Here is a 26,280-nt window from a genome sequence, read left to right on the forward strand (position 1 = left end):
GTGAAACGCATGGGACGATTGACAGGAAAAAGAATTTGGATTACAGGCGCATCTGGGGGCATTGGTGAAAAAATGGCGTACTTGGCAGCAGAAGAAGGCGCAGAAATCATTATTTCAGCAAGACGAGTGGACAAGCTTACTGGTGTGAAAGAGAAAATTATGAGTGCTGGCGGGGTGTGTCACATTGCTCAGCTTGATGTCAGCCAGCTTGAGGACATTGATCGCGCGTATGAAGAAGTGGGGCCGGTCGATATTTTGGTCAACAATGCCGGCTTTGGCGTATTCGATCTAGTAGAAGATGCCTCCATAGAGGAAATGGTGTCGATGTTTGAGGTGAATGTGTTTGGCTTAATCGCCTGCACGAAAAAGGTTATCCCTGAGATGAAGCAAAGAGGGCAGGGACATATTATCAATATCGCATCCCAAGCAGGAAAGATTGCGACACCCAAATCAGCTGTTTATTCCGCATCAAAGCATGCCGTTCTTGGATTTTCAAACAGCCTCAGAATGGAGCTGGCAGACTCAGGCATTCACGTGACGACGGTCAACCCAGGACCAATTGCCACAGACTTCTTTACCATCGCTGACCGCAGCGGTGAATATGTGAAGAACGTTGATTTTATGATGCTGAGTGCGGATAAGGTGGCAGGGAAGGTCGTATCAGCCATGATGACGAAAAAGAGAGAGATTAATCTGCCTGGCTGGATGAATGCTGGCAGCAAATTGTATCAGCTGTTTCCATTTTTATTTGAAAAAGCAGCACGCAAAGCGATGATGAAAAAGTAACAAAAAAGAAACCGGTTTTAACTGGTTTCTTTTTTGAGGTAAAGCTTCATTGTGACACTTTCTATATCCGTCTTGCCGCTTGCTGAAGCGGGTCCCATACACTGTTAAAAGGCGGTGCATAGCTAATATCTAAATCTTCAAGATCTGTTATGGTCAGCTCTTGGTAAAGGGCAGCCGCTACTACATCGATCCGTTTATCTACACCGCTTCTCCCGATGATTTGGGCACCAAGCAAAGTATGGTCATCGCTTCGGTAGATCAATTTCACTTTCATTTTCTCCGCTTCTGGGTAATACCCTGCGCGATCTGTACTATCAATAGTGATGACGGAGAAAGGAATGTCCGCTTCTTCGGCTTCTTTTTCTGATAAGCCTGTTCGTCCCGCTGTCATGTCCATAAATTTCATGACAGCTGTTCCAGTCACGCCTTGAAACGCTCGGTTTGTCCCTGTCATATGAAAGCCTGCGATTCTCCCTTGTTTATTCGCAGTTGTGCCGAGTGGAATATAATCCAGTGATTTTTTGATGCGGTGATAAGTCGCCGCGCAATCACCGGCAGCATAAATGTCTTTTATATTGGTTTGCATGTATTGATTCACTGCAATAGCGCCATTTTGAAGCCGCTTAATTCCGGTATTATGTAAAAAGGAGGTTTGAGGAGTGACGCCGATGGCCATGATGACCATATCTGTTTGAATGGTTTGTTTGTCTGTGATAACAGCTGTGACATGTGACTTGCCTTCTAATTGCTGTACCGTTTCTCCAAGTGATACGTGAATGCCCTTGGCGTCAGCCTCTTCTTTCAGGTATTTTGCCATATCGGAGTCAAAGCCCGGGCCGAGGGTTGCTCCCCGCTGAATGATATGTACGTTTTTTCCCAGCGCTTTTAAATTTTCAGCCATTTCAAGGCCAATATATCCACCGCCAATGATCGTGACATGTGTGATGTTCTTTTTTAAATGGTCTAAAATGGACAGCGCATGTGGAATGGTTTTTAATACATGTACGCCTTCTAATGGCTGGCTGTCTAAATCCAGTGTGACAGGGCTTGCTCCTGTCGCAATTAAGAGGCGGTCATAGCTTTCTGTAAAGGGTTCTTTTGTTTTCGTATGATGACCCGACACTGTTTTTTGCTCTGGGTCAATGGAGGTCACTTCGTGCAAGCATCTGGCGTCAATTCCATATTTGTCACGAAAGGTTTCAGCACTGCGTGCGATCAGCTTTCTGTGATGATCAATGAGACCGCCGATCAAGTAGGGGAGTCCGCACTGTCCATATGAGAAAATCTCTCCTTTTTCAAAAGCAACAATGTGTGCATCTGGATCCTCTCTATATATTTGCATAGCGCAGCTCATTCCTGCTGCATCTCCGCCAATCATCACATATTTCATTTGGTGTGCTCCCTTCTATCTATCGTACTGAATACTCTTATTTACCCTCATATTCCTTATTTTAATGCTTTTTTTCGGAAAACAAGCAAACTTTAGTTGAAAAATAAAGACAGCGCCTTCATTTTAGGCTACAATCGGATTATCGTCTTTTTGGGTTACGAGTTTAGTGAAGATTGGTGGGAAAGACTTTGAGTGACACGCGACTAGATTTTAATACGCTATATACACGCCATACGAGAGAGGCTTGGGCAGCTCTTGGAGAATATATGCCGGTATCTGTTTCTGAAGAAGAAGCAAGAGCGCTGCAAGGGTTAAATGACTATTTATCGCTTGAAGAAGTTCGAGATATTTACATACCGCTTATTCGTTTTCTGACATTACATGTCTTTGCAGAAAAACAAAAAAACCAGCATGTGAATGCCTTTTTAAACTACCCGCATCATGCCAAAATCCCCTTTTTAATTGGAATTGCTGGAAGTGTAGCTGTCGGGAAAAGCACAACGGCTCGTATCATTGAAACGCTTTTATCGAGGCTTGGAGATGGGCTGAAGGTGAGTCTTGTGACAACAGATGGCTTTTTATATCCTCAAAAAGAATTAAAGGATCGAGGACTGATGGAAAAGAAAGGCTTCCCGGAAAGCTATGATGTCAAAGCTCTTCTGTCTTTTTTAAATGAATTAAAATCAGGTAAACAAACTGTGCATGCCCCGGTATATTCGCATTTGACCTATGACCGGCTGGAAGGGGTGTATGAAACAGTAGAGGATGCTGATATTGTCATTATTGAAGGAATCAATGTGCTCCAATCACCAGCGCTGGATGATCTGAAGGATGAACCGCGTGTGTTTGTATCAGATTTCTTTGATTTTTCGATTTATGTAGACGCCGCTGAAACGCAAATTCAATCATGGTATAAAGAACGGTTTCGTTTGCTCAGAGAAACAGCCTTCCAAGATCCTGAATCCTTTTTTCATCAATATAAAGATTTGACGGATGAAGAGGCAGATCAGATGGCAAGCACGATTTGGAATACCGTAAATCGCCCTAATTTATATCAAAATATTTTACCGACAAAATATCGAGCTGATCTCATTTTGAAAAAAGGTGATCAGCACAAGGTGGAAGAGATCGCCATCCGCCGCGTATAAAGAAAAAACCGCTCAAACGAGAGAGCGGTTTTTTTTAATGACCTCCACTTACTTTAACAGCTACGGCAGCTGCCGATCGTTTTTTCAGACGATAGTACCCAATGAGTAAGAACGGAACGCCTGCGATGGTGATGATCGACAAGACCGTAAAAATGGAGAGGGGATGGGCCGCGCCAAAATAGTCAATGCACAGTCCGCCGACAAATGGTCCGACCACGCTGCCGAGCTGAGAAAATCCCATCGCCCCAAAGTACGATCCCTTTACTTCAGGCTTTGCAATATTGTCTACAAAAAGATCCATCATCGCAAACAGCAGAACTTCCCCAATTGTAAACACGACAATGATGAAAGCAAGCATGCCGAGACTTTGTGAAAAAGCAATGGCAAACAAACTGCCAGCAAGAAGAATATTCCCGGTAGTCAGCGACAAAATGGTGGAGTAGCGCTTTGCAATCATGATGAGCGGGTATTGTATGACAATCACAACAACTGCATTTAAAGATAAAAGATATCCAAACAGTTTAGGACCATCCTCAATCATAGGTGACGCTGATAAGTATTGCGGCAGTGTTGAGCTTAAATGTGAATACCCGAACGAACATAAGGTAACGCCGATGAGAATGATGCTAAAGACCGTATCTTTTTGGATAATGGAAAGGGCTTTTTTGACGCTGATTTGTTTCGTGTTTTCTGGAGCAGCAACTGGATGCTTCTGAAATTGCCAAGCCAGCGTTAATCCGTATAACAAATAAATGAAGGCAGCGACGAGAAAAGGAAACGTTGTTTTCGATGACCCAAGATATAAGCCAAGCAGCGGGCCGAAGATTACACCAATGTTAATGGCCGTATACCGTAAATTAAAAACAAACAACCGAATACTTGATGGGGTGACATCAGATAAGAGCGCCTTAGACGTTGGTTCAAACAGTGCCCGGCACAGTCCATTTAAAGCGTTCATGAGAAAGAAGACCCAAATGGCATCTGCAAACGCAAAGCCAACAAAGACAAATGACCAACCGAAGATGGATAGAAGCATGACTTTTTTTCTGCCGATTCGGTCAGAAACATAGCCGCCGTAAAAACTCGCAACGATCCCAATAAGAGAGCTGACGGCAATGATTAACCCAGCTGAAGAAGCTGAGGCCCCTTTGACTTGTGTCAAATAAACGGCTAAAAAAGGAATGCTCATAGACGTCGCCATTCTGCCGAATATGGTACCGATGATGATTGTCCAACTAAGTGGATGTAAAGTACGTAAGTTATTTTTCATGCTGTTTCTCCCCTGAGTGTTAAGATGTTCCAATCATACATGAAAAATTGTGCAAATTAAATACACAATTTGATGGAGGAGACATCCGCCATATGGCAGAGGAGCTTTTAATGGCTACGCAAATTCGAAATCTTGTTTTTTTCTCTCGGTGCTTCTATGTCTTTTAGATATGCTGATTCGTACGATCACTTAAAGACAATTTAATCAAGATCAATCGCGACAATTTGCTCCAAGGACAGGTGGAGAACATCTTCATCATTGACGATTTTTATGCGCTGCGTTTCATAATGAATGGCTTTCACCCAGCCCCAAAACTGCTGTTTCATACCTGCTGCAGCATATGTCACGCAAATCGCTTGGTCCTCTGTAATCGACTGTGTGATCAAAAAATTCATTTCCTCTAACTGATCAGTGCTCAGTGGAGGAGACGTGTATTCTTTTTTCTTCCGTTTTTGAGCAAGCAGCTGTTCACGGTGCTCTGGGAGCATCATTCGGCTTGATTCCCACATGATGTTGTATCCGGGTGTTAATTTATTGGGATTCATGGCTGTTCGCCTCCGTTATTTGTAATGTCCACCAATTTTTTCGGCGCGGTGATACGCCTGCCCTGCACTTGTTAGGGACGAAGCGTGCAAGAGTGCAGCAGGTCCATACTTCATATGGATCGCATCAAATACTTTGCTGAGTCTGTCTTTTTTTAAATGGTGATCAAATAAACTCAGCTGATATTGGCTGTCAGGCTGCAGTTGTGAAAGAGTAATGCCTACACTGCGAATGGGCTGGCCGTCCCAGTGCTGCTGGCATAGCTGAATGGCTGCATCTGCAATATCTGTCCCGTACTGTGTGGGTGAATGGAGCTTGATTTGTCTATGAAATCCAGTCGGATGAGAAAAATCAGCGCCTCTTACGCCAACAGACACCGTTTGCCCAACATAATGCTTAAAGCGCGCACGTCTTGCCACTTCTTCACTCAATTCAAGAATGGCGACTTTGATGTCCTCAAAAGACGAATAATCATGGGGAAGGGTCATATGATGCCCAACCGCTTTTTGCTGATCATGTGTGTGAAGAGTGACCGGGGAGGGATCGTGTCCTAAAGCTGTTCGCTGCAGAAGCTCCCCGTTGATTCCCCAGCGTTTTTTTAGCCGGTCTAACGGATAAGTAGCAAGCGTCCCGATGGTACTGATGCCCATTCGTTTTAAATGGTGCTCCATCCGTTTGCCGACACCAAATAATTTTCCAATCGGAAGCGGCCATAAATCAGCCGCAACCCGGTCTGCACGAAGTTCATAGATGCCAGATTTGTTTTTTTTAGCAAAATGGTCACAGGCCATTTTAGCGAGCACTTTATTAGGACCAATGCCAACACGTGCGTAAATGCCTGTCTGGTTCATAATGGTCGTTTGTATATTTTGAGCGATCTCGCGGGGCGAACCGAGTAGTGTCACACTTCCCGTAATATCGAGAAACTGTTCATCAATTGAATAAGGTTCGACAAGATCTGTATATTGTTCAAGCAGTTCTGTCATCATGACAGAGACATCAAGGTAGCGCTGCATACGTGGACGTACGACGACGGCTTCAGGGCATTTCTCCTGTGCTTCCCATAATCTTGATGCATTTTGTACGCCCCGTTTTTTAGCGAGCGGGCAGGCCGCAAGTACAACCCCGCTCCGCCGCTCGGGATCTCCTGAGACGATGAGCGGCACATCCTTCAAATGGGGAGCCTCCACTTTTTCGACTGACGCATAAAACGACTGCATATCCACAAGCAGAATGGCTCGTTCATTCATGATTTTCACCTCTTAGAACGTATGTTCTGTATTATTGTAACCGTCAGAAGGTGAAATTGATACTGGTAAATCATTCAAAGGGAAGAGTATAAATCCATACAAAAAAGACGAAGTGTCTCCACTTCGTCTCATCTGTGTAAAATGAGCTATTTTAAGCATGTGCTAAGTTATTTGATGTTTGGAGCGGCTCAGAACGCAAACGATAGGCCGTTAGCTTTTTCTTAGGCTTATGGGTAAACTGCCGCACCACATCCACGTGGTCATCGTAATGATACAGATAAAGGGTCACATCATGCTTGCCAAGCTTTGTTTGCATAGTAAGCGGCGCCGGCCCTTCCTGAGGATGAAGAAAACGCTCTTCGTCACCAGGATAAATATAATAGCGTTCAATAAAGATCGCATCATTAAAATGTTGAATAATTTCAGATGTTTGCTGATCATCGAGTGGACGTCCTTGAAACGTCATCGTTGTTTGATCACTTGTTACTTTTGCATGCACTGCATAACGACTAAAAAGGCGTTCAACAACACCGGAAGGCAGTGAAGTGACAAGTAGCTTTAAAAGACTAAACACAACAAGTGAAGTAACAATCCAAACCAATATCATCATCTCCAATAAACATTTGTTACATTTCTTATATGAACCAATTTTAACATAACAAAAGAGTGAATCTTTCGCACAAAAAGTGAACTTTTTGAAATAAGTGTGAAGATTTAAAAGGAGATGACGGCGAAAGGACGAAGAACCAACAAAGCTGAAAGGAAAAAAGGCTGATACATCACCTTTACAAACAATTGATCAGACAGGTAGACTATTGAAACAGTTGATTTTTTGTGAAAAAAGAGAGATGCAGCTAAAAATGAAAAGGGGCGAGGCCATCATGATACGTCAAGTGAAGCCGTCAGATTTTTACGCGGTCACATCCGTCATTCAAAACTGGTGGGGAGGCAGAGATTTGCGCGCGAAATTGCCAAAGCTATTTTTCGAACATTTTCAGCAAACAAGTTTTGTCGTTGTTGAAAAAGGTGAACTGATCGGCTTCTTAGTCGGTTTTTTATCGCAATCGCATTCAGATGAAGCGTATATTCACTTTGTTGGGGTACATCCAGACCACCGGAAATTAAAGATTGGCAAAATTCTCTATCAAGCGTTTTATGAAGCGGCTGAAAAGGAAGGAAGAACAACGATTAAGGCCATTACAGCTCCTGTAAATAAAGTCTCGATTGCTTACCATACAAAGCTCGGTTTTCAGATAGAAAAGGGAGATAAAACAGTGGATGGCATTTCAGTTTTTTCAGAATACGACGGCATTCATGAAGATCGGGTGCTATTTGTGAAAAAGCTGGAGGCGAACGCATGATCATCAGACTGAATCAAAAAAATAAAGAACAAGCAAAAGAGATTTTACATATCCAATTGTCCGCATATCAGCGGGAGGCAGAACAAATTGGCTATCAAGATTTACCGCCCTTAAAAGAAACGGTTAAAGACATAATGGAAACAGAAGAGATTTTCATAGGATTTGAAAAAGAGGGGCATTTGATAGGGATCGCTTCATATGAATTGCACGACGATCGGATCATCCTCAGCCGGTTAGCTGTGCACCCTCATCATGTCAATCAAGGAATCGGGACAGCGCTCATGCAATCCATTATCCAGCATCAAAAAACAATCGAGCTCACAACAGCGGAAGCAAATATACCAGCAATCAAGCTTTATGAAAAACTAGGATTTAAACAGAAGGACCGTTTGCAGGTGGAAAACAATCTGATGTTAACAAAAATGGAACGTTTGATGCTTCGAAAGGTGGAAGTGATTGAATACCAATCGAGCTGGCCAGAACAATTTCAAGAGGAGCATGACAAGCTGAAAAAGATAGTTGGAGACAACTGGATATATGGCCACCATATTGGCAGTACGTCAGTCATAGGAATGGCCGCTAAGCCAATTATTGATATCTTGCTAGAGGTAAAACATATCAGCGGCTTAGATGAGTGTAACCATCAGTTTCGCCAGCTTGGATATGAACCGCTCGGAGAAAATGGACTCAAGGGAAGACGTTTTTTTAGAAAAGGCGGCTTGAACCGAACACATCACGTTCACGCCTATGAAGCTGGACATGATGATGTAAAAAGGCATTTGGTGTTCCGAGATTATTTAAAAGCTTCACCTGATCGTGCCAAAGCCTATGCAGATAAAAAGCGTCAATTGGCAAAAGCCTATCCTGAAGATATGGCAAGTTATATGAAAGGAAAAGATGGGCTCATTAAAGAAATTGAACAAGAAGCGTACAATTGGTCAGATCAGTTAAAGAAAAAGATCAGACATAAGAGCTGACAGGGCGTGAACATGTTTAATTGATGACTGATATGTTACAATATAACAATCAACGAAAAAAGGATGTTCGGCATGTATATTCATATAACAGAACCAGCAGCAGCGTTCCTTACAAAACAACAAGCAGGGCATGAAACAAAAGAACTGCTTCTTCGCTATGATTCAGATGGGTGCGGCTGTGCGGTAAGCGGTGTCCCAATGATTTGGCTCACAGGTGAAAGGACAGGTGAATGGGAAGAGCTCAAGCATAATCAGCTCTTTAAGCTGTACATACACACAGCACAAAAGGTCTTTTTTGACGAGGAAATGACGATTGATTTTAATGAAAAAGCCAACACACTCATGTTGAAAAGTCCTCAACAAATACTCAGCCCGAGAATGGGTATACTTGTAAAGTAAGGTGGAAATGTAGTGGATCAAAAGCTAAAAGTGATACAAAATACGGCACAGAATAAAACATGGGTGTCGTTTTTAAATAACAATCATCCCTATAGCCTTTTGCACTGGTCAATAGGTGGGATGGATTCGGTGAAAAAGGACGTTTGGCTTCTTCAAGATGAAGTCACATTTGAAACAGAAGAATTTCCAACGCTCGAATTAGCTGTCAACTGGATCAAAGAAAATATGGAACAAGTAACAGATGTATTATAAAAGCCCTTTTTCGAAAGGGTTTTTTTCGTGCGTTCATCATCTCATCAAACAGCACGGTTGTCTAATCTGAAAAATGATCTTTTGAAGCGAAAAAAAACCGTTTTTCAACAAACAATTCGACAAAATGAGCAAGCTGGAAATAAAAAAATAGTAGCTATAAATGCCGAAAAATAGGCATTTGCAGCGTTTATTGCGGGATACCGAAAACTTTGCGAAAAATGACTTTTCATATTTCTTCCATTCGAGGAAATGTGATAGAATACAACATGTATCGTATATGAGAAGGGAGGTGCTAAAGTGAATTGAAGCTCAAGCTGTCATCGCCTCAGGTTGGAATCAAAATAAACGAATGGTATAGGCAGATTTGCGGATTTCATGTGATGAAAGCAGAGAAGCTGAAGGCGGAGATCGAGCAGGAAATCCTCGAGATGGAGCAGGATCAAAACTTGTTATTGTTTTACCAGCTGATGGATTTTCGCCATAAGGTGATGCTTGAATATTTTGAACCGGCAAAGAAAGCCTCGAATGATGAAGAGATTAAGAATTTGCTAGAAACGATTGAACATTCACAAACGAAATTAACGGATATGCTTGAATATTATGTTCATTTTTTCACAGGAATGTTTGAATTTGAACAGAGAAACTATTTAAGTGCCATTGCTTATTACCGCTCAGCAGAAAAAAAGCTCAATCTCATATCAGATGATATAGAAAGAGCAGAATTTTACTTTAAATTAGCAGAAATTTACTACCACATGAAACAAACCCACTTTTCGATGCACTATGCCTTGCAAGCGTTAGATACGTATTCTGCCTACAGAACGTACACGCTGAGAATCATCCACTGTGAATTTGTCATTGGTGCAAACTATGATGATTTGAAATGCTATGAACATGCATTGCCCTACTTTAAAAATGCTCTAAAGCGAGCACGCTCAATTGGAAACCCTCGAGTCATAGGTTCGGCCCTTTTCAACTTAGGTAACTGTTATTATCAAATGAATGACCTTGCGGAAGCAAGCCGTTATCTGAAAGACTCTATTGAAGTGTTTGAAAAGGAGAATTTAACCCATCTTAATCGCTCTCTAGACCCACTATTTATGCTGACACAAATCCTGTTTAAACAAAAACAAATAGAAGAGTCGTTAACCCTCTATCAACAAGGTATTATGAAGGCCTGTGAATTAGAAGATGAAATTTACATCTGCAAATTTCAGTTCTTAAAAGCATTATACGTTGATGCAGACATAACAATCATAGACGATACATTAGACCTGCTCGAGGACAAGCGCTTATACCCAGATATTGAGGAATTGGCACTTGATGCGGCTCATTATTACAATGAGCTTGGACTCTTTGAAGTATCTACCCGGTTTTACGAAAGGAAAATTCAAGCTATATCAAAAATTCAAAATGGGGGTCATTTATATGAAAACGAGTTTGATAGTTCTTTTATTGGCAGCAACTGCAGGATTATCGGTCATGAGTCAGCAGCAATCGGAAGAGAGCCATATGGAGCTTGCGGGCAGACACCATACAACAGTGGTGACTATCGCATAAGTTAGCTCAAAAAGAGGGGACGAACTGCTGTTCATTCTCCTCTTTTATTTTCATTCAATTCAAACCTTTGAAGAAATGCTTGAACTTCTTGCTCATAAGCTTCCTTATTTTCGGTAAAAGACATTGCATGCGCACCGTGTGGCGCAATAAATAACTGTTTGCCACCCTTTTTTCGTGCATATAACTGCTGACTTTGCTCACAGGGGATATAGTCGTCATGGCGGCTATGAATAAAAAGTACCGGTTCTTTCACCTGATCAATCACATCAAGAGGGGAAACTTGCCGGATGCGGTATCCATCCCGCCATTTCAACACTTGATCACTTAGTGGAAGAATCCATTGCCCAGAAAGGCGAAAATCTGTTTTTAATCGATACAGAAGCTGGTCCTCAAAAGAAGCAAAAGGGCAGTCTGCTATGTAAAAATTGGCGTTTGCTTCCGGCTTTGCGGCATATAACAAGGTCGTGACTGCACCCATTGATTCTCCGTGTATCCCAATAATGGCACTTTCTCCGAGCTTTTGTCTGAGCCACTTTACGATCTTCGCTAGATCTTCTTTTTCGTAATATCCATAACTCGTGGTTTTTCCGCCGCTCATCCCATGTCTTCTATGATCATAAAGCATCACATTCCAACCGACCTTTTGGAATAATTTCATATACTTAACGGAGTTAATCAAACTGACGGTAACACCGTGGCAAAGGACGATTGTGCGTGTTGTTTGAGAAGACGGCACAAAATAACCATGGAGATCATAACCAAATGCTGAAGGAATACACACTTTCTCTTTTTTAAGCTGTTGAAATTCCTCGTGATGATAATGGCCTCCATCTGATTCTCGTTTGATGAGCTCTTCATCCGTTAATTTTCGAATATACATCATTTTATTGGTGAAAAAAATGCCGATTGCAGCGAGTGGACATAATATGAAGGCACATATAGCGATCCATTTCTTCATCTAGCCGATTCTTCCTTTCCGAAGTTTTTCCTATGATGATCATACCACATGTTGGTAGATTGGCGTGCCTCTTGCTCAGAAAATAAAACGGATGATACACTAAGTCAAAAGGAGAGAGGCACAATGAAAAAGACCAAACAAGATCAAGCGAAATTAAAGGACGGCATAAACGATGATGTCAAACAGCAGCTTCTTCAAATGAAGCAGAACCTTGCCGTCGAGACAGAAAAAAGAGAAGAACAAAAACGACAAGACCTCCTTCGGCAGCAGAAAGAAAAAGAAAAAAACAAAAGCTTTTCAGAGCTGCTAGATGAAAGCCATTTAGACTGGAGAAAGTATAAAAGCTAAAAAAAAGGGAGTAATGAGACTCCTTTTTTTCATGCCATCATTTTGAGATAGATCCACAGCAGAAACATAAGTGCTTAAAGAAAAACACTTCTGCCCCCTTCTCTTTTTTAATAGAGAAAATCCATTTTTCGGATGAACTGATCAAATAAGCTACAATCAGCTCCAGAAAAAAAAAGCATAAACGGAGCTGTGCAATAGAGGCTTCTCCACAGCCGGTTGAGCCTCATACATACGCTAAAATAAAAAATTGTAGAAAAACATAAGTTTTTCTACAATCTCAGAGATCACAGATGTGATCTTTTTTCTTATTTGAACCGGTGCGCCTCATACACAGATGGTTTTGTATAATATGTCAATGCTTTGATTTCTTGATCACTTAAAGAACGTGCATTTGCTGCTGTTATATTTTCTTTTAATTGATCCACCGAGCTTGCGCCAAATACAACGGAACTGACCGCAGAATGTTTCAGTATGTACTGAATGGACAGTTCAGTGAGTGATAGGTCATAAGCGACTTTCTTTAAAGAAGGAATGATCTGCTGGAGCTCTTCAAATGAATATTGAAGATAGCCATTTTTTTGAATCGCTGCACTTGCTTGAGAAAGTGGCTTTTCAGTTAATAATCCTTTCGCTAAAGGACCTCTTGCGACGACACTAATGCTTTGTTCTTCAAGAAGAGAGAACCATTCTTCTGGGCGGCGGTCGAGTAAACTATATTGCATCATCACGCTTACGATATTCGACTTTTTGGCATATTCTTTTATGACATTTGGACGGATAGATGAAATGCCATAATAACGAATAACCCCTTCTTCTACTAATTCTTCAAAAGCTTCAATCGTTTCATCAATGGGGTCATCAATCGTGCCTCCGTGTAATTGATATAAATCAATATAATCTGTTTGAAGCCGCTTGAGGCTTTGTTTTACTGCTTCCTTTATGTACGCCTTTGAAGGATCCCAGTCCCAGCCTGATTTGCCTTTTTCAAAGCGGTTGCCGCCTTTTGTCGCCAAAATCAAATCCTGCCGTCTGTTTTTAATGGCTTCTCCGACAATTTCCTCATTTGTCCCAAAATCATATAAATCGGCTGTATCCAAATAGTTAATTCCGAGATCAATGGCCTCATCTAATAAAGAGAGCGCTTTTTCTTTTTCAGTCCCAAGAGACATGCATCCTAATGCCGCTTCGCTCACTAAGAGATCTGAGGTGCCTATTCGTCTTTTTTTCAATTCCATCACACTCCTATCCTTTCACATTAAGTGAAAAAAATAAGGAATTCAAGCTAGGTGATTTCAAATGGCGCATTGAAGCAAGCGTTTTGCTTTTCGCTTCTCTTAAATCATCTATGTTAAAATAAATGAAGTAAAAAGTGAAAGTAGAACGAGGAGCTGACAAAATTGAAGGACTTTGAAGAAAAAACATTATCGTCTAAAGAATTATACAACGGAAAAATTATTGATTTGGTTCTTGAAGATGTAGAATTGCCTAATGGAAAACAGGGCAAACGCGAAATCATTAAACATCCTGGTGCAGTAGCCGTCATTGCACGTACAGACGAAAATAAAATCATCTTGGTCAAACAATACCGTAAAGCACTAGAGAGATCCATCGTTGAAATCCCGGCCGGAAAACTAGAAAAAGGGGAAGAGCCGGAACATACAGCATTAAGAGAATTGGAAGAAGAAACAGGATATACAACTCAGCAGCTTCAAAAGCTGACGGCCTTTTATACATCACCTGGTTTTGCAGATGAAATTGTCCACATCTATCTAGCGGATCAGCTAGTTCCGCTTGAAGAAAAAAGAGAGCTGGATGAAGATGAATTTGTCGAAGTAATGGAAGTTTCATTAGAAGAAGCCTTGCACCTCATTGAAGAGCAGCATATTTATGATGCAAAAACAGCCTATGCCATTCAGTACTTACAACTGCAAGAGGTACTTGAGTCAACAAAATGAAGGAATTTTTTGCAGACATCCATATCCATATTGGCAGAACAAGAACAGGCAGAGCTGTCAAAATTACAGGTGCAAGGTCACTGACAATTGATCAAATTCTTATTGAAGCTGCAGAAAGTAAAGGGATGGGGATGATTGGTGTGATTGATGCACAATCTCCAGAAGTCCTAGAAGAATTAATAGAAGGTGTAGAGGAAGGCAGGTACACTGAACTAAATGACGGCGGTTTATCATTTGGACAGACAGTGCTGCTTTTAGGCAGTGAATTAGAAATCAATGATGACCATTCAAAGGGTCCAATTCATGTGCTTGCATTTATGCCCACACTACACAAAATGTCTGAGTTTTCCGCATGGCTTTCGCTTCATATGAAAAATGTGCATTTGAGTTCACAGCGCCTCTATGTTGATGGGAAAACACTTCAACGCAAGGTTAAGGAGCTGGGAGGATTGTTTATTCCTGCTCATATTTTCACGCCGCATAAAAGTCTATACGGCAAAGGCGTCAACACTTCTTTAACGGAAGTATTTGATCCTGATCTTATTGATGCTGTTGAGCTTGGACTTAGCTGCGATACGTCAATGGCGTCCCAGCTGAGTGAGCTGAACCGTTATCCCTTTTTAACGAATTCAGATGCTCATTCTTTAGGAAAAATCGCGCGTGAATATACAAAAATCAAAATGGATCATGCCTCTTTTGAAGAATTCAAGCTAGCCCTAGAAGAAAAAGATGGCAGAGCCGTTACTGGAAATTATGGACTTGCTCCGCGGCTTGGGAAGTACTATCATACGACCTGCGAGAAATGCGGGGTAAGACCTCACGCACCAGATCAAGAAGAGTGCCACGTATGCGGACATACCCGGATGACAAAAGGAGTGAGTGAGCGTTTAAAGGAGCTTGCTGACCAAGAAAGTGAAAAAGGAACGAGACCTCCTTATGTTCATCAGCTCCCGCTTCAGTTTATTCCGGGTGTTGGACCCAAAACGCTGGAGAAGCTAAAAGCCGTGTTTCACACAGAGATGAATATTCTACATCAAGCAACAGAACAAGAACTAAAAGCCGTTCTGCCAGAAAAGACAGCGGGCTACATCATCAAAGCAAGGAAGGGTGAAGTGGGACTGATCGCTGGTGGAGGCGGAGTATACGGTAAGGTGGATATCAATCATGAGTCACATTAAATGGACATGTCAAACGTTTGAACAATTGTCAAAAGAGGATCTTTACTTGATTCTCATGGAAAGAGTCAACGTGTTTGTTGTAGAACAAACATGCCCTTATCCTGAAATTGATCACCGGGACCAAGAAGCGCTTCATCTCATCGCAAAAGAGAGCGGCACGATTGTGGCTTATTGCCGAATTTTCCAAAACGGGATCATGTACAAGGAGGCGTCCATCGGCCGCATTCTTGTGACGCAGGCCGGCCGGAAAAAAGGGTATGGAAAGATGCTGCTCATCAAGGCTTTGGAAAAGCTTAGTGAACTAGGTGAAACAAGTGTCAAAATACAGGCGCAAGCCTACCTGAAGTCATTTTACGAATCATTTGGTTTCAAGGCCGTCTCACATGTTTATGATGAAGATGGGATTCCGCATCTTGATATGGTGAAAACAGAAAGATAGGCGTGTATACGTCTATCTTTTTTATGTAACATCGTGTATCATAACGTCAACGAAAGGAGTTTTGCCAAATGGGAAAAAGCAAAGCAAAGAAAAAACGAGAGCATATCCAAAGGCAGCAGAGCCGAAATCCAGAACTGTCGAGAGGAGACATTCCGCATTTTAGCACACACGAAAGAAAGACAAAAACAAAACAAGAAACCTTACAGCACATGATGAAGAAACATAAAGGACGAAATGCTTATGATCACTATCAAGAGGATCATAAGCATTTTTATTTTGCTTTTTTATGACAACTAGATCAAATAAATGGAAAAATTTTAAAAAATAGGACAAACGGTCGTTTCTTTTTGTCTAAAAATGTAGTTAAATGACAAAAAGAAACGAAAGGGAGAGTGAGTATCGTGAACGTCAAGTCATTTGGAGCAGGGCTTTGTATGGCAAGTGTGCTTGTGGCATCGGTCATGTTTGGCGCGTCAGATATTTCAGCAAAGGAGCAAGCAAAAAAAGAGTACATGATCGGCTTTTCTTCTTCCGTTCAAGACAAAACACAAAAACAGCTTGTAGAAGAAGCTGGCGGGCATGTGAAAGAATCAATAGAGAAAATAGATATGATGAAAGTGTCGTTGAATGAGGCATCGAAAAAGAAACTGAATGAAGCAAAAGAAGTAACCTTCATTGAGGAAGACCAAAAAGCAAAAACAAGCAGTCAAACTATTCCATATGGCATTAAAAGCATCAAAGCAAAAAAGGTACATAAACAAGGATACGCTGGACAGAATGTCAAAGTAGCAGTCCTTGACAGCGGCATCGACGGCAAACATGAGGATTTACATGTCACCGGCGGGGTGAGCTTTGTTCCGGCAGAGTCTGATCCGCTTGTTGACCCGCATAAACATGGAACGCATGTGGCAGGCACAATTGCCGCATTAGATAATAAGGTAGGTGTCGTGGGTGTTGCGCCAAAGGCTTCTATCTATGCTGTCAAGGTGGCAGATGAAAATGGTGACGGCTACTATAGCTGGATCATTAAAGGGATTGAATGGGCCATTGAGAATGACATGGATGTCATCAATATTAGTATGGGGGGCGCAAGTGAATCTGAGGCGCTGAAAGAAGCGGTAGATAGAGCGTATGATAAAGGGATTCTCATTGTGGCTTCTGCAGGGAATGAAGGAAGTTATGGATCTCTCAATACGATTGACTATCCGGCTAAATACAGCTCAGTGATGGCTGTTGCTTCAGTAGACCAAAGAAAGCAAAGAGCCTTTGATTCATCTGTTGGCGAGGAAGTGGAAGTCTCAGCACCAGGCGTTTCAACGCTGAGCACCATTCCTCATAACGAATATGGCTACATGAGCGGAACGTCAATGGCGTCACCGCATGTAGCGGGGGCTGCGGCTGTCATTCTATCAAAACATCCGAATCTGACAAACGATGAAGTGCGTGAGAGACTGTCAAAAACGGCAACAAAACTTGGAGAACCTTTTTATTATGGTGCAGGGCTTGTGAACGTACAAAAAGCCGCGCGATAACTGAAAAAGAGAAAGCAGTGAGCAGACTGCTTTCTCTTTTTTCTTTCGATAAAACTGTCATGTTTCGTAATCTCTCTCATAGAATCTAGTAACCTTACTATTTGGGAGGAAGACACATGCGGAAAAAGTCTTGGAAGGAACATCTTCTTCAGCACGTAAAAGATCATCTCTCGATTTATTTATTTGTCTCTGTACTCTTTTTAATGGGTGTGATCTTCGGGGCCATCATTGTCAATAGCATGACATTCAGTCAGAAAGAGGATTTATTCTATTATTTAAATCAATTTTTTGGGCAGCTGACAAATGAGAAAGCAGCAGAATCAAAAGAAATGTTTATACAAAGCTTTCTGCATCATATGAAATATTTAGGTCTTATGTGGATACTGGGAATATCCATCGTTGGTCTGCCGCTCATCTTTCTCATGATCTTTTTAAAAGGAATTGTTGTTGGGTTTACTGTTGGTTTTCTCGTGAATCAAATGGGGCTGAGTGGATTTTTTCTCTCGTTCGTATCGGTGCTTCCGCAAAACATTTTGCTCATTCCAGCTTATTTAGTGATTGGCACCTGTGCGATTGCATTTTCCATCCGTCTCATTGGACAGCTTTTCATGAAAAAAACCATCAGTCAAGCACCCATCCAGTGGTTTGGCCGATATGCATCTGTTCTGCTGATGATTTTAGCGCTTGCTGCACTTTCGTCCTTTTTTGAATCGTACGTATCATTCATGCTGATGAAAAAGCTGGCAGGCGTTATTTTATAATCGTTATTAATTAATAATCAATTTATTTATCAATTTAAAATGATTATAGTTGGCTCTCAGCACATCATTTGATATAATGATCAAGTAATGTGGCGTAGGAGGGAAAGTCAATGGAAAATAGGATTGATCGAATTAAGAAACAGCTTCATTCTTCCAGCTACAAGCTCACGCCACAGCGTGAAGCAACAGTAAGAGTACTGCTTGAGAATGAAGAAGACCATTTAAGTGCAGAAGATGTATACCTCCTCGTAAAAGAGAAGTCTCCTGAAATTGGTCTTGCTACTGTTTATCGGACGTTAGAATTGCTCACTGAACTGAAAGTTGTTGATAAAATTAACTTTGGAGACGGCGTTTCGCGATATGATCTTCGCAAAGAAGGAGCCGCTCACTTCCATCATCATCTTGTCTGCATGGAATGCGGAACAGTCGATGAGATAGAAGATGATTTATTAGAAGATGTCGAAGAGATTATTGAACGTGACTGGAAATTTAAAATTAAGGATCATAGATTGACATTCCATGGTATCTGCCACCGGTGTCATGATGATGAATCCGGCAAATAATCCGAATTGGAACCTTTTCATTTAAGATGAAGAGGTTTTTTGCATTTTCGCTGTATATTCCTTGTCCTACCTGGCATATGCTGAAGTAATGAGAAGGTGAGAAAGGACATGAAGATCATGCGAAAATGGCTCAAAACAACAGGTGAAGTGATGAAAGTATTTATCTTGTTCACTGGTTTTACCGTCCTGTTCTATTATGCTATGATATGGATAAATTCAGAATATGAAAGCTACCATCGTTATGATAAACCAGAGGGTGCAGCAATTAAAGTGATGGAAATGGATCAGCCGAATCAAGACAACTGGCAAGACCGATTGATTTATTTTTATCAAAACGGGGAGTAGAAATCATTGAACGATCAATTATCCGACTTTATTCATTTTATGACAGTAGAGAGAGGACTCTCTGAAAATACCATTGTTTCTTATAAAAGAGATTTACAGAACTACTTGTCTTTTTTAATGACACATGAACAGCTGACGGATATTGGCGATGTCACGCGCCTGCATATTATTCATTATTTAAAGAAGCTAAAAGAGGAAGGGAAATCGAGTAAAACGTCTGTACGGCATCTATCATCGATCCGTTCCTTTCATCAATTTCTGCTTCGGGAAAAAGTGACAACGGATGACCCGTCATGGAACATTGAAACGCAAAAAACAGAGCGGACTTTACCGAAAGTTCTATCATTAGGAGAGGTCGAAAAGCTGCTTGATACACCAAATCAGCACACGCCCTTTGACTACCGAGACAAAGCAATGCTTGAGCTCTTATATGCAACGGGCATTCGCGTCAGTGAAATGCTGGATCTGACCCTTGCGGATGTTCACCTCACAATGGGCTTTATCCGCTGTTTTGGAAAAGGAAGAAAAGAGCGAATTGTGCCAATTGGTGAAGCTGCTGCAAGCGCGATTGAAGAATATATCGAAAAGGGAAGAAGCAAGCTGTTAAAAAAACAGCCGTCAGATGCCCTATTTCTCAATCATCACGGAAAAAAAATGTCACGGCAAGGTTTCTGGAAGAACTTAAAAAAACGAGCCATCGAAGCAGGGATTCAAAAGGAACTGACGCCTCATACGCTCAGACATTCATTTGCTACACACCTGCTTGAAAACGGTGCGGACTTAAGAGCCGTACAGGAGATGCTCGGACATGCCGATATCTCAACAACACAAATTTATACACATGTGACGAAAACAAGACTGAAAGATGTGTATCACAAATTCCATCCAAGGGCATAAGTAAAGCATGACACGGTGAACGGGTGTCATGCTTTTTTTTGTTTACACCGTTTATGGTTGTCAACTGGCTTGTAAACGGTTTATACTTGAGATGTCTGACCTCTCTCTGTTTGAAAGGTCAAAAGACAAGAATATTGAAGGAGGCGCTTTTTAATGCCTGATTATCAGTATAAACGCATTTTCCTCGTCGTAATGGATTCAGTAGGGATTGGGGAAGCACCAGATGCTGCTGATTTTAATGATGTAGGTGCAGATACACTTGGACATATTGCTGAAAAAATGAACGGGCTTCATATGCCGAATATGGCGAAGCTTGGGCTGAGTCATATTAAAGAAATCAAAGGAATTCCAGCGGATGAAAAACCGCTTGCGTATTATGGAAAAATGCAAGAAGCATCAAACGGTAAAGACACAATGACGGGACACTGGGAAATCATGGGTCTTTACATAGACACACCGTTCAAAGTCTTTCCAGACGGATTCCCAGATGAACTATTAAATGAATTAAAAGAAAAAACTGGCCGAGGTATTATTGGAAATAAACCTGCGTCCGGTACGGAAATTTTAGATGAGCTTGGCGAAGAGCACATGAAAACAGGCGATTTAATCGTTTATACATCTGCGGATTCTGTGCTGCAAATTGCTGCGCACGAAGAAGTTGTGCCATTAGATGAGCTTTACCGTATTTGTGAAATTGCCCGTGAACTTACATTAGATGAAAAATATATGGTTGGACGGATTATCGCTCGTCCGTTTGTCGGAGAGCCTGGCGCATTTGTTAGAACGCCAAACCGTCATGACTATGCGTTAAAACCATTTGACCGTACAGTCATGAATGAATTGAAAGATGATGGGCTCGATGTCATTGCGATCGGAAAAATCTCTGATATTTATGACGGCGAAGGAATCACATCATCTCTCAGAACAAAATCGAACATGGATGGAATGGACAAGCTGGTCGATACACTTAAAACAGACTTTACAGGACTCAGCTTTTTAAACCTTGTTGATTTTGACGCTCTTTACGGACATAGAAGAGATCCAGAGGGTTATGGAAAAGCACTAGAGGAATTTGACGCACGTCTTCCTGAAGTGTTTGACCTGATGAAAGAGGATGATCTTCTTGTGATCACAGCAGATCATGGAAATGACCCGGTTCATCACGGAACAGACCATACAAGAGAATACGTTCCGCTCATTGCTTACAGTAAAAAGCATCAGGAAGCAAATGAACTGCCAACAGCAAAAACGTTTGCTGATCTTGGGGCAACCGTTGCAGATAATTTCAAGATAGCGATGCCAAAATACGGAACAAGCTTTTTATCTAAACTCAAATAGGGGGAAATCTCGTGGGAGCACAGTTTTCAGAAGCGGCGGCATACATTAAACAAGCATCGACATATGTACCAACAGTTGGATTGATTTTAGGATCAGGGCTTGGCATTTTAGCAGATGAGATTGAAAATCCAATCAAAATAAAATATGAAGATATTCCTGGATTTCCTGTTTCAACAGTAGAGGGACATGCAGGGCAGCTCGTGATCGGAACGCTTAAAGGCACTGTCGTTTGCGCGATGCAAGGACGTTTTCATTTCTATGAAGGATATGATATGAAGCAAGTGACGTTTCCTGTCCGTGTGATGAAAGAAATTGGCATTGAAACATGCATTGTCACAAATGCAGCTGGCGGTGTGAATACGTCATTCCGTCCAGGAGATCTCATGCTGATCACAGATCATATCAATATGATGGGAACCAATCCATTAATTGGCCCAAATGACAGTCAAGGCGTTCGTTTCCCTGATATGTCTGCACCGTACGATAAAGAATTGCTGGCACTTGCAGAAGAAACAGCCCAGCGTTTAGGTATATCTGTACAGCAAGGGGTTTATGCAGGGATGACAGGCCCTTCATATGAAACACCTGCTGAAGTTCGTTTCCTAAGAACACTTGGAGCAGATGCGGTAGGAATGTCGACTGTTCCAGAAGTCATTGTTGCGCGTCATGCAGGAATCAAAGTGCTTGGCATTTCATGCATTTCCAATGCGGCATCTGGTATTTTGGATCAGCCGCTGTCTCATGATGAAGTGATCGAAGTAACGGAAAAAGTGAAAGCAAGTTTTCTTGATTTAGTAAAAGACATCGTCAAACAACTTTCATAGCATGTGTCCAGAAGCCTTCTGCTACCCAAGCAGAAGGCTTTTTTATTTGCAATCATACGATCTCTGAATAAAACAGCCTGTATGAGGAAAAAATAGAAAGGATTACGATAATGGAGGTCTGCCACTTGAAACGTCATATATGTGCATTGTTTATTTTAATGATCCTTATCTCAATGGTTTCACCATCAGCGACAGCAAAAGAAAAAATTGAAAAACCAGGAGAAAAACAAACATCAGAATTGGCACACGAAGCCAAATCAGCGATCTTAATAGAACGTGACACGGGAAAGATACTTTACAACAAAAACAGCGATGAAAAGCTTGCACCCGCAAGTATGACCAAAATCATGACGATGCTTCTCATCATGGAAGCCATTGATCAGGGAAAACTGAAAATGACAGACAAGGTCAGAACGAGCGACTATGCAGCGTCCATGGGAGGCTCACAAATCTTCCTTGAACCAGGAGAAGAAATGACTGTGAAAGAAATGCTGAAAGGCATTGCGATTGCGTCAGGAAATGATGCTTCAGTTGCCATGGCAGAGCATATTGCAGGATCTGAAGAACAGTTCGTAGAGCAGATGAACAAAAGGGCGAAAGAGCTTGGCCTCAACTCAACAGTCTTTCAAAACCCAACAGGACTTCCTGAAAAAGACCATTACAGCACAGCTCGCGATATGGCAATAATGGCAAAAGAGCTGTTGAAATATGAACAAATCACCAAATTCACAGGTGTCTACGAAGACTATCTCCGGCAAAACACAGATAAAAAATTCTGGCTTGTCAACACAAACCGTCTGATTAAATTTTATCCAGGAGTCGATGGGGTGAAAACCGGTTTTACAGGTGAAGCGAAATACTGTTTAACTGCATCTGCTAAAAAAGGCAACATGCGCGTCATTGCGGTTGTCTTCGGCGCAAGCACTCCGAAAGACAGAAACGCTCAGGTAGTCAAAATGCTGGACTACGCATTTAGTCAATATACGACTCATCCGCTTTACAAACGAGGGCAAGATGTAGCGGAGGTCAAAGTGAGCAAAGGGAAAAAGAAAAACATTCAGCTCGTTACTTCTGAACCGATCTCCCTTTTAACGAAAAAAGGCGAAAATGTGGATCAGATCAAAAAAGAAATCAAATTGTCTCATGATGTCAAGGCTCCATTTTCAAAAGGAACGGAACTTGGTACGATCGTCTTGAAAAAAGACGGAAAAGTGCTGCATGAAAGCCCTGTAGAAGCAAAAGAAGGAATGGAAAAAGCGGGCGTTTGGACTTTCTTCAAACGAGCAATGGCTGATTTTGTGAAATGGAAATAAAAGGCGAAAGGCTGCTGTAATTGGCAGTCTTTTTGCTATGAGGAAAAGAAAAGAACATCTAAATGTGACGAATGGTCACTAGTTTTGTCATGGTGAAGGATTTACTTCATATAAAAGAGAAACACTCTTTATCCGAAATTAGAGCAAGGAGGAATAAAAAATGAGCCTTGGTATTGATTTTCAAGTAAAAGAGAGCGTACTTTGCATTCGGTTAACAGGAGAGCTCGATCATCACTCCGCAGAAACATTGAGACAAAAGGTGACGAATTATTTGGAAACAGAGGATATTCGCCACATTGTGCTGAATCTGGCTGATTTATCGTTTATGGACAGCTCTGGACTCGGAGTGATTTTAGGAAGATATAAAGAAATTAAGCAGCTTGGCGGGGAAATGGTCGTCTGTGCCATCTCGCCAGCGGTGAACCGGTTATTTGATATGTCTGGCTTGTTTAAAATCATTCGTATGGAGCCTTCAGAGCAAACGGCTTTGCAAACATTGGGGGTGGCATCATGAGAAATGAAATGAACCTGACTTTTTCGGCCTTAAGCCAAAATGAATCGTTTGCGAGGGTGACAGTCGCGGCATTTATCGCCCAGCTTGATCCGACTTTAGATGAATTAACAGAAATCAAGACCGTTGTATCTGAGGCAGTGACAAACTCCATCATCCACGGCTATGATGGGAATCCAGATGGCAAGGTGCATATCCATGTCACATTAGATGATCATGTCGTTTACCTCACCATCCGTGACGAAGGGATGGGTATTACAGATCTTGAGGAAGCAAGACAGCCGCTTTTCACCACAAAACCAGACTTAGAGCGCTCTGGAATGGGCTTTACCATCATGGAGAATTTTATGGATGATGTCATGGTGGACTCATCTCCAGAAATGGGCACGACCATCCGTTTAACAAAGCATCTATCAAAAAGCAAAGCGCTTTGTAATTAAAGGAGCTGCTCATATGGATGTGGAGGTAAAAAAGCAAGCAAAAAAAGCCCAGCTGTCAAATGATGAAGTCAAAGAGCTCATCAAAAAAAGCCAAGACGGTGATCAGCAAGCAAGAGACCTCCTCGTAGAAAAAAACATGCGTCTTGTTTGGTCCGTTGTTCAGCGCTTTTTAAATAGGGGATATGAACCAGATGATCTGTTTCAGATTGGCTGTATAGGACTGCTGAAATCTGTTGATAAATTTGATTTGTCATATGATGTAAAGTTTTCAACGTACGCTGTTCCAATGATCATTGGTGAGATTCAGCGATTCATTCGAGATGATGGAACGGTCAAAGTCAGCCGGTCACTAAAGGAACTCGGAAATAAAATTCGGCGGGCAAGGGATGAATTGTCTAAGTCTCATGGAAGAATGCCGACCGTTCAGGAAATTGCCGAATACCTTGATATCACACCTGAGGATGTTGTCCTTGCCCAAGAAGCGGTGCGCTCCCCATCATCCATTCATGAAACGGTGTATGAAAATGATGGGGATCCGATTACATTGCTTGATCAAATTGCCGATCATTCTGAAGAAAGATGGTTTGACAAAATCGCACTGAAAGAAGCGATCAAGGAATTAGAAGAACGGGAAAAACTCATTGTGTATTTAAGGTATTATAAAGACCAGACACAATCTGAGGTTGCAGAAAGACTAGGCATTTCACAAGTTCAAGTCTCACGGCTTGAAAAGAAAATTCTAAAACAAATTCAAATGCAAATGGATCAAAAAGACAGCTAGCCAATTCGGCTGGCTTTTTTTGTGTGGTAATTACCGGTAAATGAAATTCTGTCGGTATGAGAACCATTTTTCACCACATACTATTTTTAACCCATCGTATAGGAAGTGACTTGGATGGACGGACAAATCTTTATTCGGCTGCGCCATCGAATCAAGACTGGTATTGATCAGCTCATTTATTTAGAAGATATCGCCCAAATCACTGGTGATGAGTTTGCTGTGCAAAAGCTTAGCAAAATGCCGGTGTATCATGTCAGCAAAAAGGATCGTCACATCGTCGTTCTTGATATCATGCATGTCGTCAAAACGATCAAAAAAACGTGGCCAGATATCGACATTCAAACCGTTGGCGGCTCTGAAGCCATTGTTGAAATTGATACAGGCAAACGCCAGCTTTCTCCCGTTTTATTTGTGTTTGTATGGCTCCTATTATTTGTCGGAGCGGCGCTTGCCATTATGAATTTCCACGAGGATGTCAGCATGCGGCTCGTTCATATCCGTCTATATGAAATGATCACTGGAAAAACGGTTGAGCATCCGTATTTATTACAAATTCCATATAGTTTTGGACTCGGTTTTGGCATGATTTTGTTTTTCAATCATGTATTTAAAAAGCGTTTAAATGAAGAACCAAGTCCGCTCGAAGTGGAAATGTTTAAATATCAGCTCGATCTCGATCATTATGTCGCACTCAACGAAAATAAAGAAACATTGAAAGATATCCATGATCGGTAAATGGCTTTTTGTCGTCCTCGTTGGACTTGGCGGCGGTTTAACGGTCGGAGCAGGATTTGTGGCATTTCTTACAGTGCTTGGCATCATTCCCCGCTTAATGCAATTAACCAAAACGCAGCGCTTTATTCAAGGATACGAGGCGGCTGTCATTAGCGGGGCGGTCGTTGGCGGATGGGCCACCTTAAGTCAAATGCATCTGCATTTAACCAAATGGCTGGCGCTGCCGGTTGGTCTTTTATCAGGCATCTTCGTCGGTATGCTTGCAGCTGCACTTACTGAAGTATTAAATGTACTTCCTATATTAACGAAAAGAATTGGAATGGACGGGAAAATTGTTTTGCTGCTCATGGCCATCGTCTTAGGAAAGGTATTTGGTTCACTATTTCATTGGCTTATTTATATTTAAGAAATTGGAGGGAACAACAC

General features: G+C 41.6%; 32 protein-coding genes. 25 read left to right on the top strand and 7 right to left on the bottom strand.

The window, feature by feature from the left end; translation table 11 throughout:
* Positions 1-9 precede the first annotated feature (9 nt).
* Entirely contained in the window at positions 10-786 is a 777-nt protein-coding gene (locus MHI60_RS15500) for an SDR family oxidoreductase (protein WP_144484571.1), read from the top strand.
* Positions 787-847: 61 nt separating this feature from the next.
* Here the strand turns inward: MHI60_RS15500 and MHI60_RS15505 are convergent, their stop codons facing one another.
* Entirely contained in the window at positions 848-2,176 is a 1,329-nt protein-coding gene (locus MHI60_RS15505) for a CoA-disulfide reductase (protein WP_144484568.1), read from the bottom strand.
* A gap of 188 nt (positions 2,177-2,364) precedes the next feature.
* Between MHI60_RS15505 and coaA the strand changes: the two genes are divergently transcribed.
* Positions 2,365-3,324, top strand: coding sequence for a type I pantothenate kinase (coaA, locus tag MHI60_RS15510; protein WP_024428044.1), 960 nt, complete (start codon positions 2,365-2,367; stop codon positions 3,322-3,324).
* 34 nt (positions 3,325-3,358) lie between these two features.
* Here coaA and MHI60_RS15515 read toward each other — a convergent pair whose 3' ends face one another.
* From MHI60_RS15515 to MHI60_RS15530, 4 genes are all read right to left on the bottom strand, one after another.
* Positions 3,359-4,594, bottom strand: a complete 1,236-nt coding sequence (locus tag MHI60_RS15515) for an MFS transporter (RefSeq protein ID WP_111290553.1) — start codon at positions 4,592-4,594, stop codon at positions 3,359-3,361.
* 200 nt (positions 4,595-4,794) lie between these two features.
* The gene (locus MHI60_RS15520; RefSeq protein WP_144484565.1) at positions 4,795-5,139 is read right to left on the bottom strand and encodes a YolD-like family protein; all 345 of its coding nucleotides are present in this window, start codon (positions 5,137-5,139) and stop codon (positions 4,795-4,797) included.
* Positions 5,140-5,154: 15 nt separating this feature from the next.
* Complete coding sequence (locus MHI60_RS15525) at positions 5,155-6,387, bottom strand: DNA polymerase IV (RefSeq protein ID WP_144484562.1); 1,233 nt, start codon at positions 6,385-6,387, stop codon at positions 5,155-5,157.
* Between the two features lie 151 nt (positions 6,388-6,538).
* Entirely contained in the window at positions 6,539-6,988 is a 450-nt protein-coding gene (locus MHI60_RS15530; protein ID WP_024422888.1) for a YfmQ family protein, read from the bottom strand.
* A gap of 280 nt (positions 6,989-7,268) precedes the next feature.
* Between MHI60_RS15530 and MHI60_RS15535 the strand changes: the two genes are divergently transcribed.
* From MHI60_RS15535 to MHI60_RS15555, 5 genes are all read left to right on the top strand, one after another.
* Positions 7,269-7,748, top strand: a complete 480-nt coding sequence (locus MHI60_RS15535; RefSeq protein ID WP_144484559.1) for a GNAT family N-acetyltransferase — start codon at positions 7,269-7,271, stop codon at positions 7,746-7,748.
* Positions 7,745-8,725 carry a GNAT family N-acetyltransferase gene (locus MHI60_RS15540; protein ID WP_144484556.1) on the top strand — a complete coding sequence of 327 codons (981 nt, stop codon included), beginning with the start codon at positions 7,745-7,747 and terminating at the stop codon, positions 8,723-8,725. Before MHI60_RS15535 ends, MHI60_RS15540 begins: the two co-directional genes overlap by 4 nt.
* Before the next feature lie 72 nt (positions 8,726-8,797).
* Entirely contained in the window at positions 8,798-9,124 is a 327-nt protein-coding gene (locus tag MHI60_RS15545) for an iron-sulfur cluster biosynthesis family protein (RefSeq protein WP_024428050.1), read from the top strand.
* Positions 9,125-9,136: 12 nt separating this feature from the next.
* On the top strand, positions 9,137-9,376 hold the full coding sequence (locus tag MHI60_RS15550; protein ID WP_095408938.1) for a YqkC family protein: 240 nt from the start codon (positions 9,137-9,139) through the stop codon (positions 9,374-9,376).
* Between the two features lie 302 nt (positions 9,377-9,678).
* Complete coding sequence (locus MHI60_RS15555; protein WP_024428051.1) at positions 9,679-10,941, top strand: tetratricopeptide repeat protein; 1,263 nt, start codon at positions 9,679-9,681, stop codon at positions 10,939-10,941.
* Between the two features lie 26 nt (positions 10,942-10,967).
* Here the strand turns inward: MHI60_RS15555 and MHI60_RS15560 are convergent, their stop codons facing one another.
* Positions 10,968-11,894 (bottom strand): alpha/beta hydrolase, encoded by a 927-nt coding sequence (locus MHI60_RS15560; protein WP_144484553.1) that lies wholly within the window; start codon positions 11,892-11,894, stop codon positions 10,968-10,970.
* Between the two features lie 123 nt (positions 11,895-12,017).
* Here MHI60_RS15560 and MHI60_RS15565 point away from each other — a divergent pair, with 123 nt between their 5' ends.
* Positions 12,018-12,242: a YqkE family protein gene (locus MHI60_RS15565; protein ID WP_024422881.1), complete on the top strand. Its 225-nt coding sequence runs from the start codon at positions 12,018-12,020 to the stop codon at positions 12,240-12,242.
* A gap of 305 nt (positions 12,243-12,547) precedes the next feature.
* On the opposite strand, the gene MHI60_RS15570 is transcribed toward MHI60_RS15565, so the two are convergent.
* The gene (locus MHI60_RS15570; protein ID WP_095408936.1) at positions 12,548-13,471 is read right to left on the bottom strand and encodes an aldo/keto reductase; all 924 of its coding nucleotides are present in this window, start codon (positions 13,469-13,471) and stop codon (positions 12,548-12,550) included.
* Positions 13,472-13,639: 168 nt separating this feature from the next.
* On the opposite strand from MHI60_RS15570, the gene MHI60_RS15575 reads away from it, so the two are divergent.
* The 17 genes from MHI60_RS15575 to MHI60_RS15655 all read left to right on the top strand — a co-directional run bounded on the left by MHI60_RS15575 (position 13,640) and on the right by MHI60_RS15655 (position 26,260).
* Positions 13,640-14,197, top strand: coding sequence for an NUDIX hydrolase (locus MHI60_RS15575; protein ID WP_095408935.1), 558 nt, complete (start codon positions 13,640-13,642; stop codon positions 14,195-14,197).
* On the top strand, positions 14,194-15,375 hold the full coding sequence (locus tag MHI60_RS15580; RefSeq protein WP_048239286.1) for a TIGR00375 family protein: 1,182 nt from the start codon (positions 14,194-14,196) through the stop codon (positions 15,373-15,375). The genes MHI60_RS15575 and MHI60_RS15580 overlap by 4 nt, the downstream gene beginning before the upstream one ends.
* Positions 15,362-15,814, top strand: coding sequence for a GNAT family N-acetyltransferase (locus tag MHI60_RS15585; RefSeq protein ID WP_144484550.1), 453 nt, complete (start codon positions 15,362-15,364; stop codon positions 15,812-15,814). Before MHI60_RS15580 ends, MHI60_RS15585 begins: the two co-directional genes overlap by 14 nt.
* Positions 15,815-15,882: 68 nt before the next feature.
* The gene (locus tag MHI60_RS15590; RefSeq protein ID WP_048239288.1) at positions 15,883-16,104 is read left to right on the top strand and encodes a hypothetical protein; all 222 of its coding nucleotides are present in this window, start codon (positions 15,883-15,885) and stop codon (positions 16,102-16,104) included.
* A gap of 111 nt (positions 16,105-16,215) precedes the next feature.
* The gene (locus tag MHI60_RS15595; protein ID WP_095408932.1) at positions 16,216-17,346 is read left to right on the top strand and encodes a S8 family peptidase; all 1,131 of its coding nucleotides are present in this window, start codon (positions 16,216-16,218) and stop codon (positions 17,344-17,346) included.
* A gap of 116 nt (positions 17,347-17,462) precedes the next feature.
* Positions 17,463-18,107, top strand: coding sequence for a stage II sporulation protein M (gene spoIIM / locus MHI60_RS15600; protein ID WP_144484547.1), 645 nt, complete (start codon positions 17,463-17,465; stop codon positions 18,105-18,107).
* Positions 18,108-18,217: 110 nt separating this feature from the next.
* On the top strand, positions 18,218-18,670 hold the full coding sequence (gene fur, locus MHI60_RS15605) for a ferric iron uptake transcriptional regulator (RefSeq protein WP_003215577.1): 453 nt from the start codon (positions 18,218-18,220) through the stop codon (positions 18,668-18,670).
* Positions 18,671-18,787: 117 nt separating this feature from the next.
* Positions 18,788-19,015 (top strand): YqzK family protein, encoded by a 228-nt coding sequence (locus MHI60_RS15610; RefSeq protein WP_003215798.1) that lies wholly within the window; start codon positions 18,788-18,790, stop codon positions 19,013-19,015.
* A gap of 6 nt (positions 19,016-19,021) precedes the next feature.
* Positions 19,022-19,912 (top strand): site-specific tyrosine recombinase XerD, encoded by an 891-nt coding sequence (gene xerD, locus MHI60_RS15615; RefSeq protein WP_111290533.1) that lies wholly within the window; start codon positions 19,022-19,024, stop codon positions 19,910-19,912.
* Positions 19,913-20,065: 153 nt separating this feature from the next.
* Positions 20,066-21,250: a phosphopentomutase gene (gene deoB, locus MHI60_RS15620; protein WP_144471021.1), complete on the top strand. Its 1,185-nt coding sequence runs from the start codon at positions 20,066-20,068 to the stop codon at positions 21,248-21,250.
* An 11-nt stretch (positions 21,251-21,261) separates the two neighbouring features.
* Positions 21,262-22,074 (top strand): purine-nucleoside phosphorylase, encoded by an 813-nt coding sequence (locus MHI60_RS15625; protein WP_034622381.1) that lies wholly within the window; start codon positions 21,262-21,264, stop codon positions 22,072-22,074.
* A gap of 125 nt (positions 22,075-22,199) precedes the next feature.
* Positions 22,200-23,387 (top strand): D-alanyl-D-alanine carboxypeptidase family protein, encoded by a 1,188-nt coding sequence (locus MHI60_RS15630; protein WP_111290529.1) that lies wholly within the window; start codon positions 22,200-22,202, stop codon positions 23,385-23,387.
* 160 nt (positions 23,388-23,547) lie between these two features.
* Complete coding sequence (gene spoIIAA / locus MHI60_RS15635; RefSeq protein ID WP_024422866.1) at positions 23,548-23,901, top strand: anti-sigma F factor antagonist; 354 nt, start codon at positions 23,548-23,550, stop codon at positions 23,899-23,901.
* On the top strand, positions 23,898-24,338 hold the full coding sequence (spoIIAB, locus tag MHI60_RS15640; RefSeq protein WP_024422865.1) for an anti-sigma F factor: 441 nt from the start codon (positions 23,898-23,900) through the stop codon (positions 24,336-24,338). The genes spoIIAA and spoIIAB overlap by 4 nt, the downstream gene beginning before the upstream one ends.
* Before the next feature lie 13 nt (positions 24,339-24,351).
* Positions 24,352-25,119, top strand: a complete 768-nt coding sequence (gene sigF, locus MHI60_RS15645; RefSeq protein ID WP_024422864.1) for an RNA polymerase sporulation sigma factor SigF — start codon at positions 24,352-24,354, stop codon at positions 25,117-25,119.
* A 114-nt stretch (positions 25,120-25,233) separates the two neighbouring features.
* Positions 25,234-25,854, top strand: a complete 621-nt coding sequence (locus MHI60_RS15650) for a stage V sporulation protein AA (RefSeq protein ID WP_034280357.1) — start codon at positions 25,234-25,236, stop codon at positions 25,852-25,854.
* Positions 25,844-26,260, top strand: coding sequence for a stage V sporulation protein AB (locus tag MHI60_RS15655; RefSeq protein WP_048239295.1), 417 nt, complete (start codon positions 25,844-25,846; stop codon positions 26,258-26,260). The genes MHI60_RS15650 and MHI60_RS15655 overlap by 11 nt, the downstream gene beginning before the upstream one ends.
* The last annotated feature ends 20 nt before the right edge of the window (positions 26,261-26,280 follow it).

This window comes from Bacillus sp. FSL K6-3200, from assembly GCF_038630485.1.
Classification (GTDB): Bacteria; Bacillota; Bacilli; order Bacillales; family Bacillaceae; genus Bacillus; species Bacillus safensis.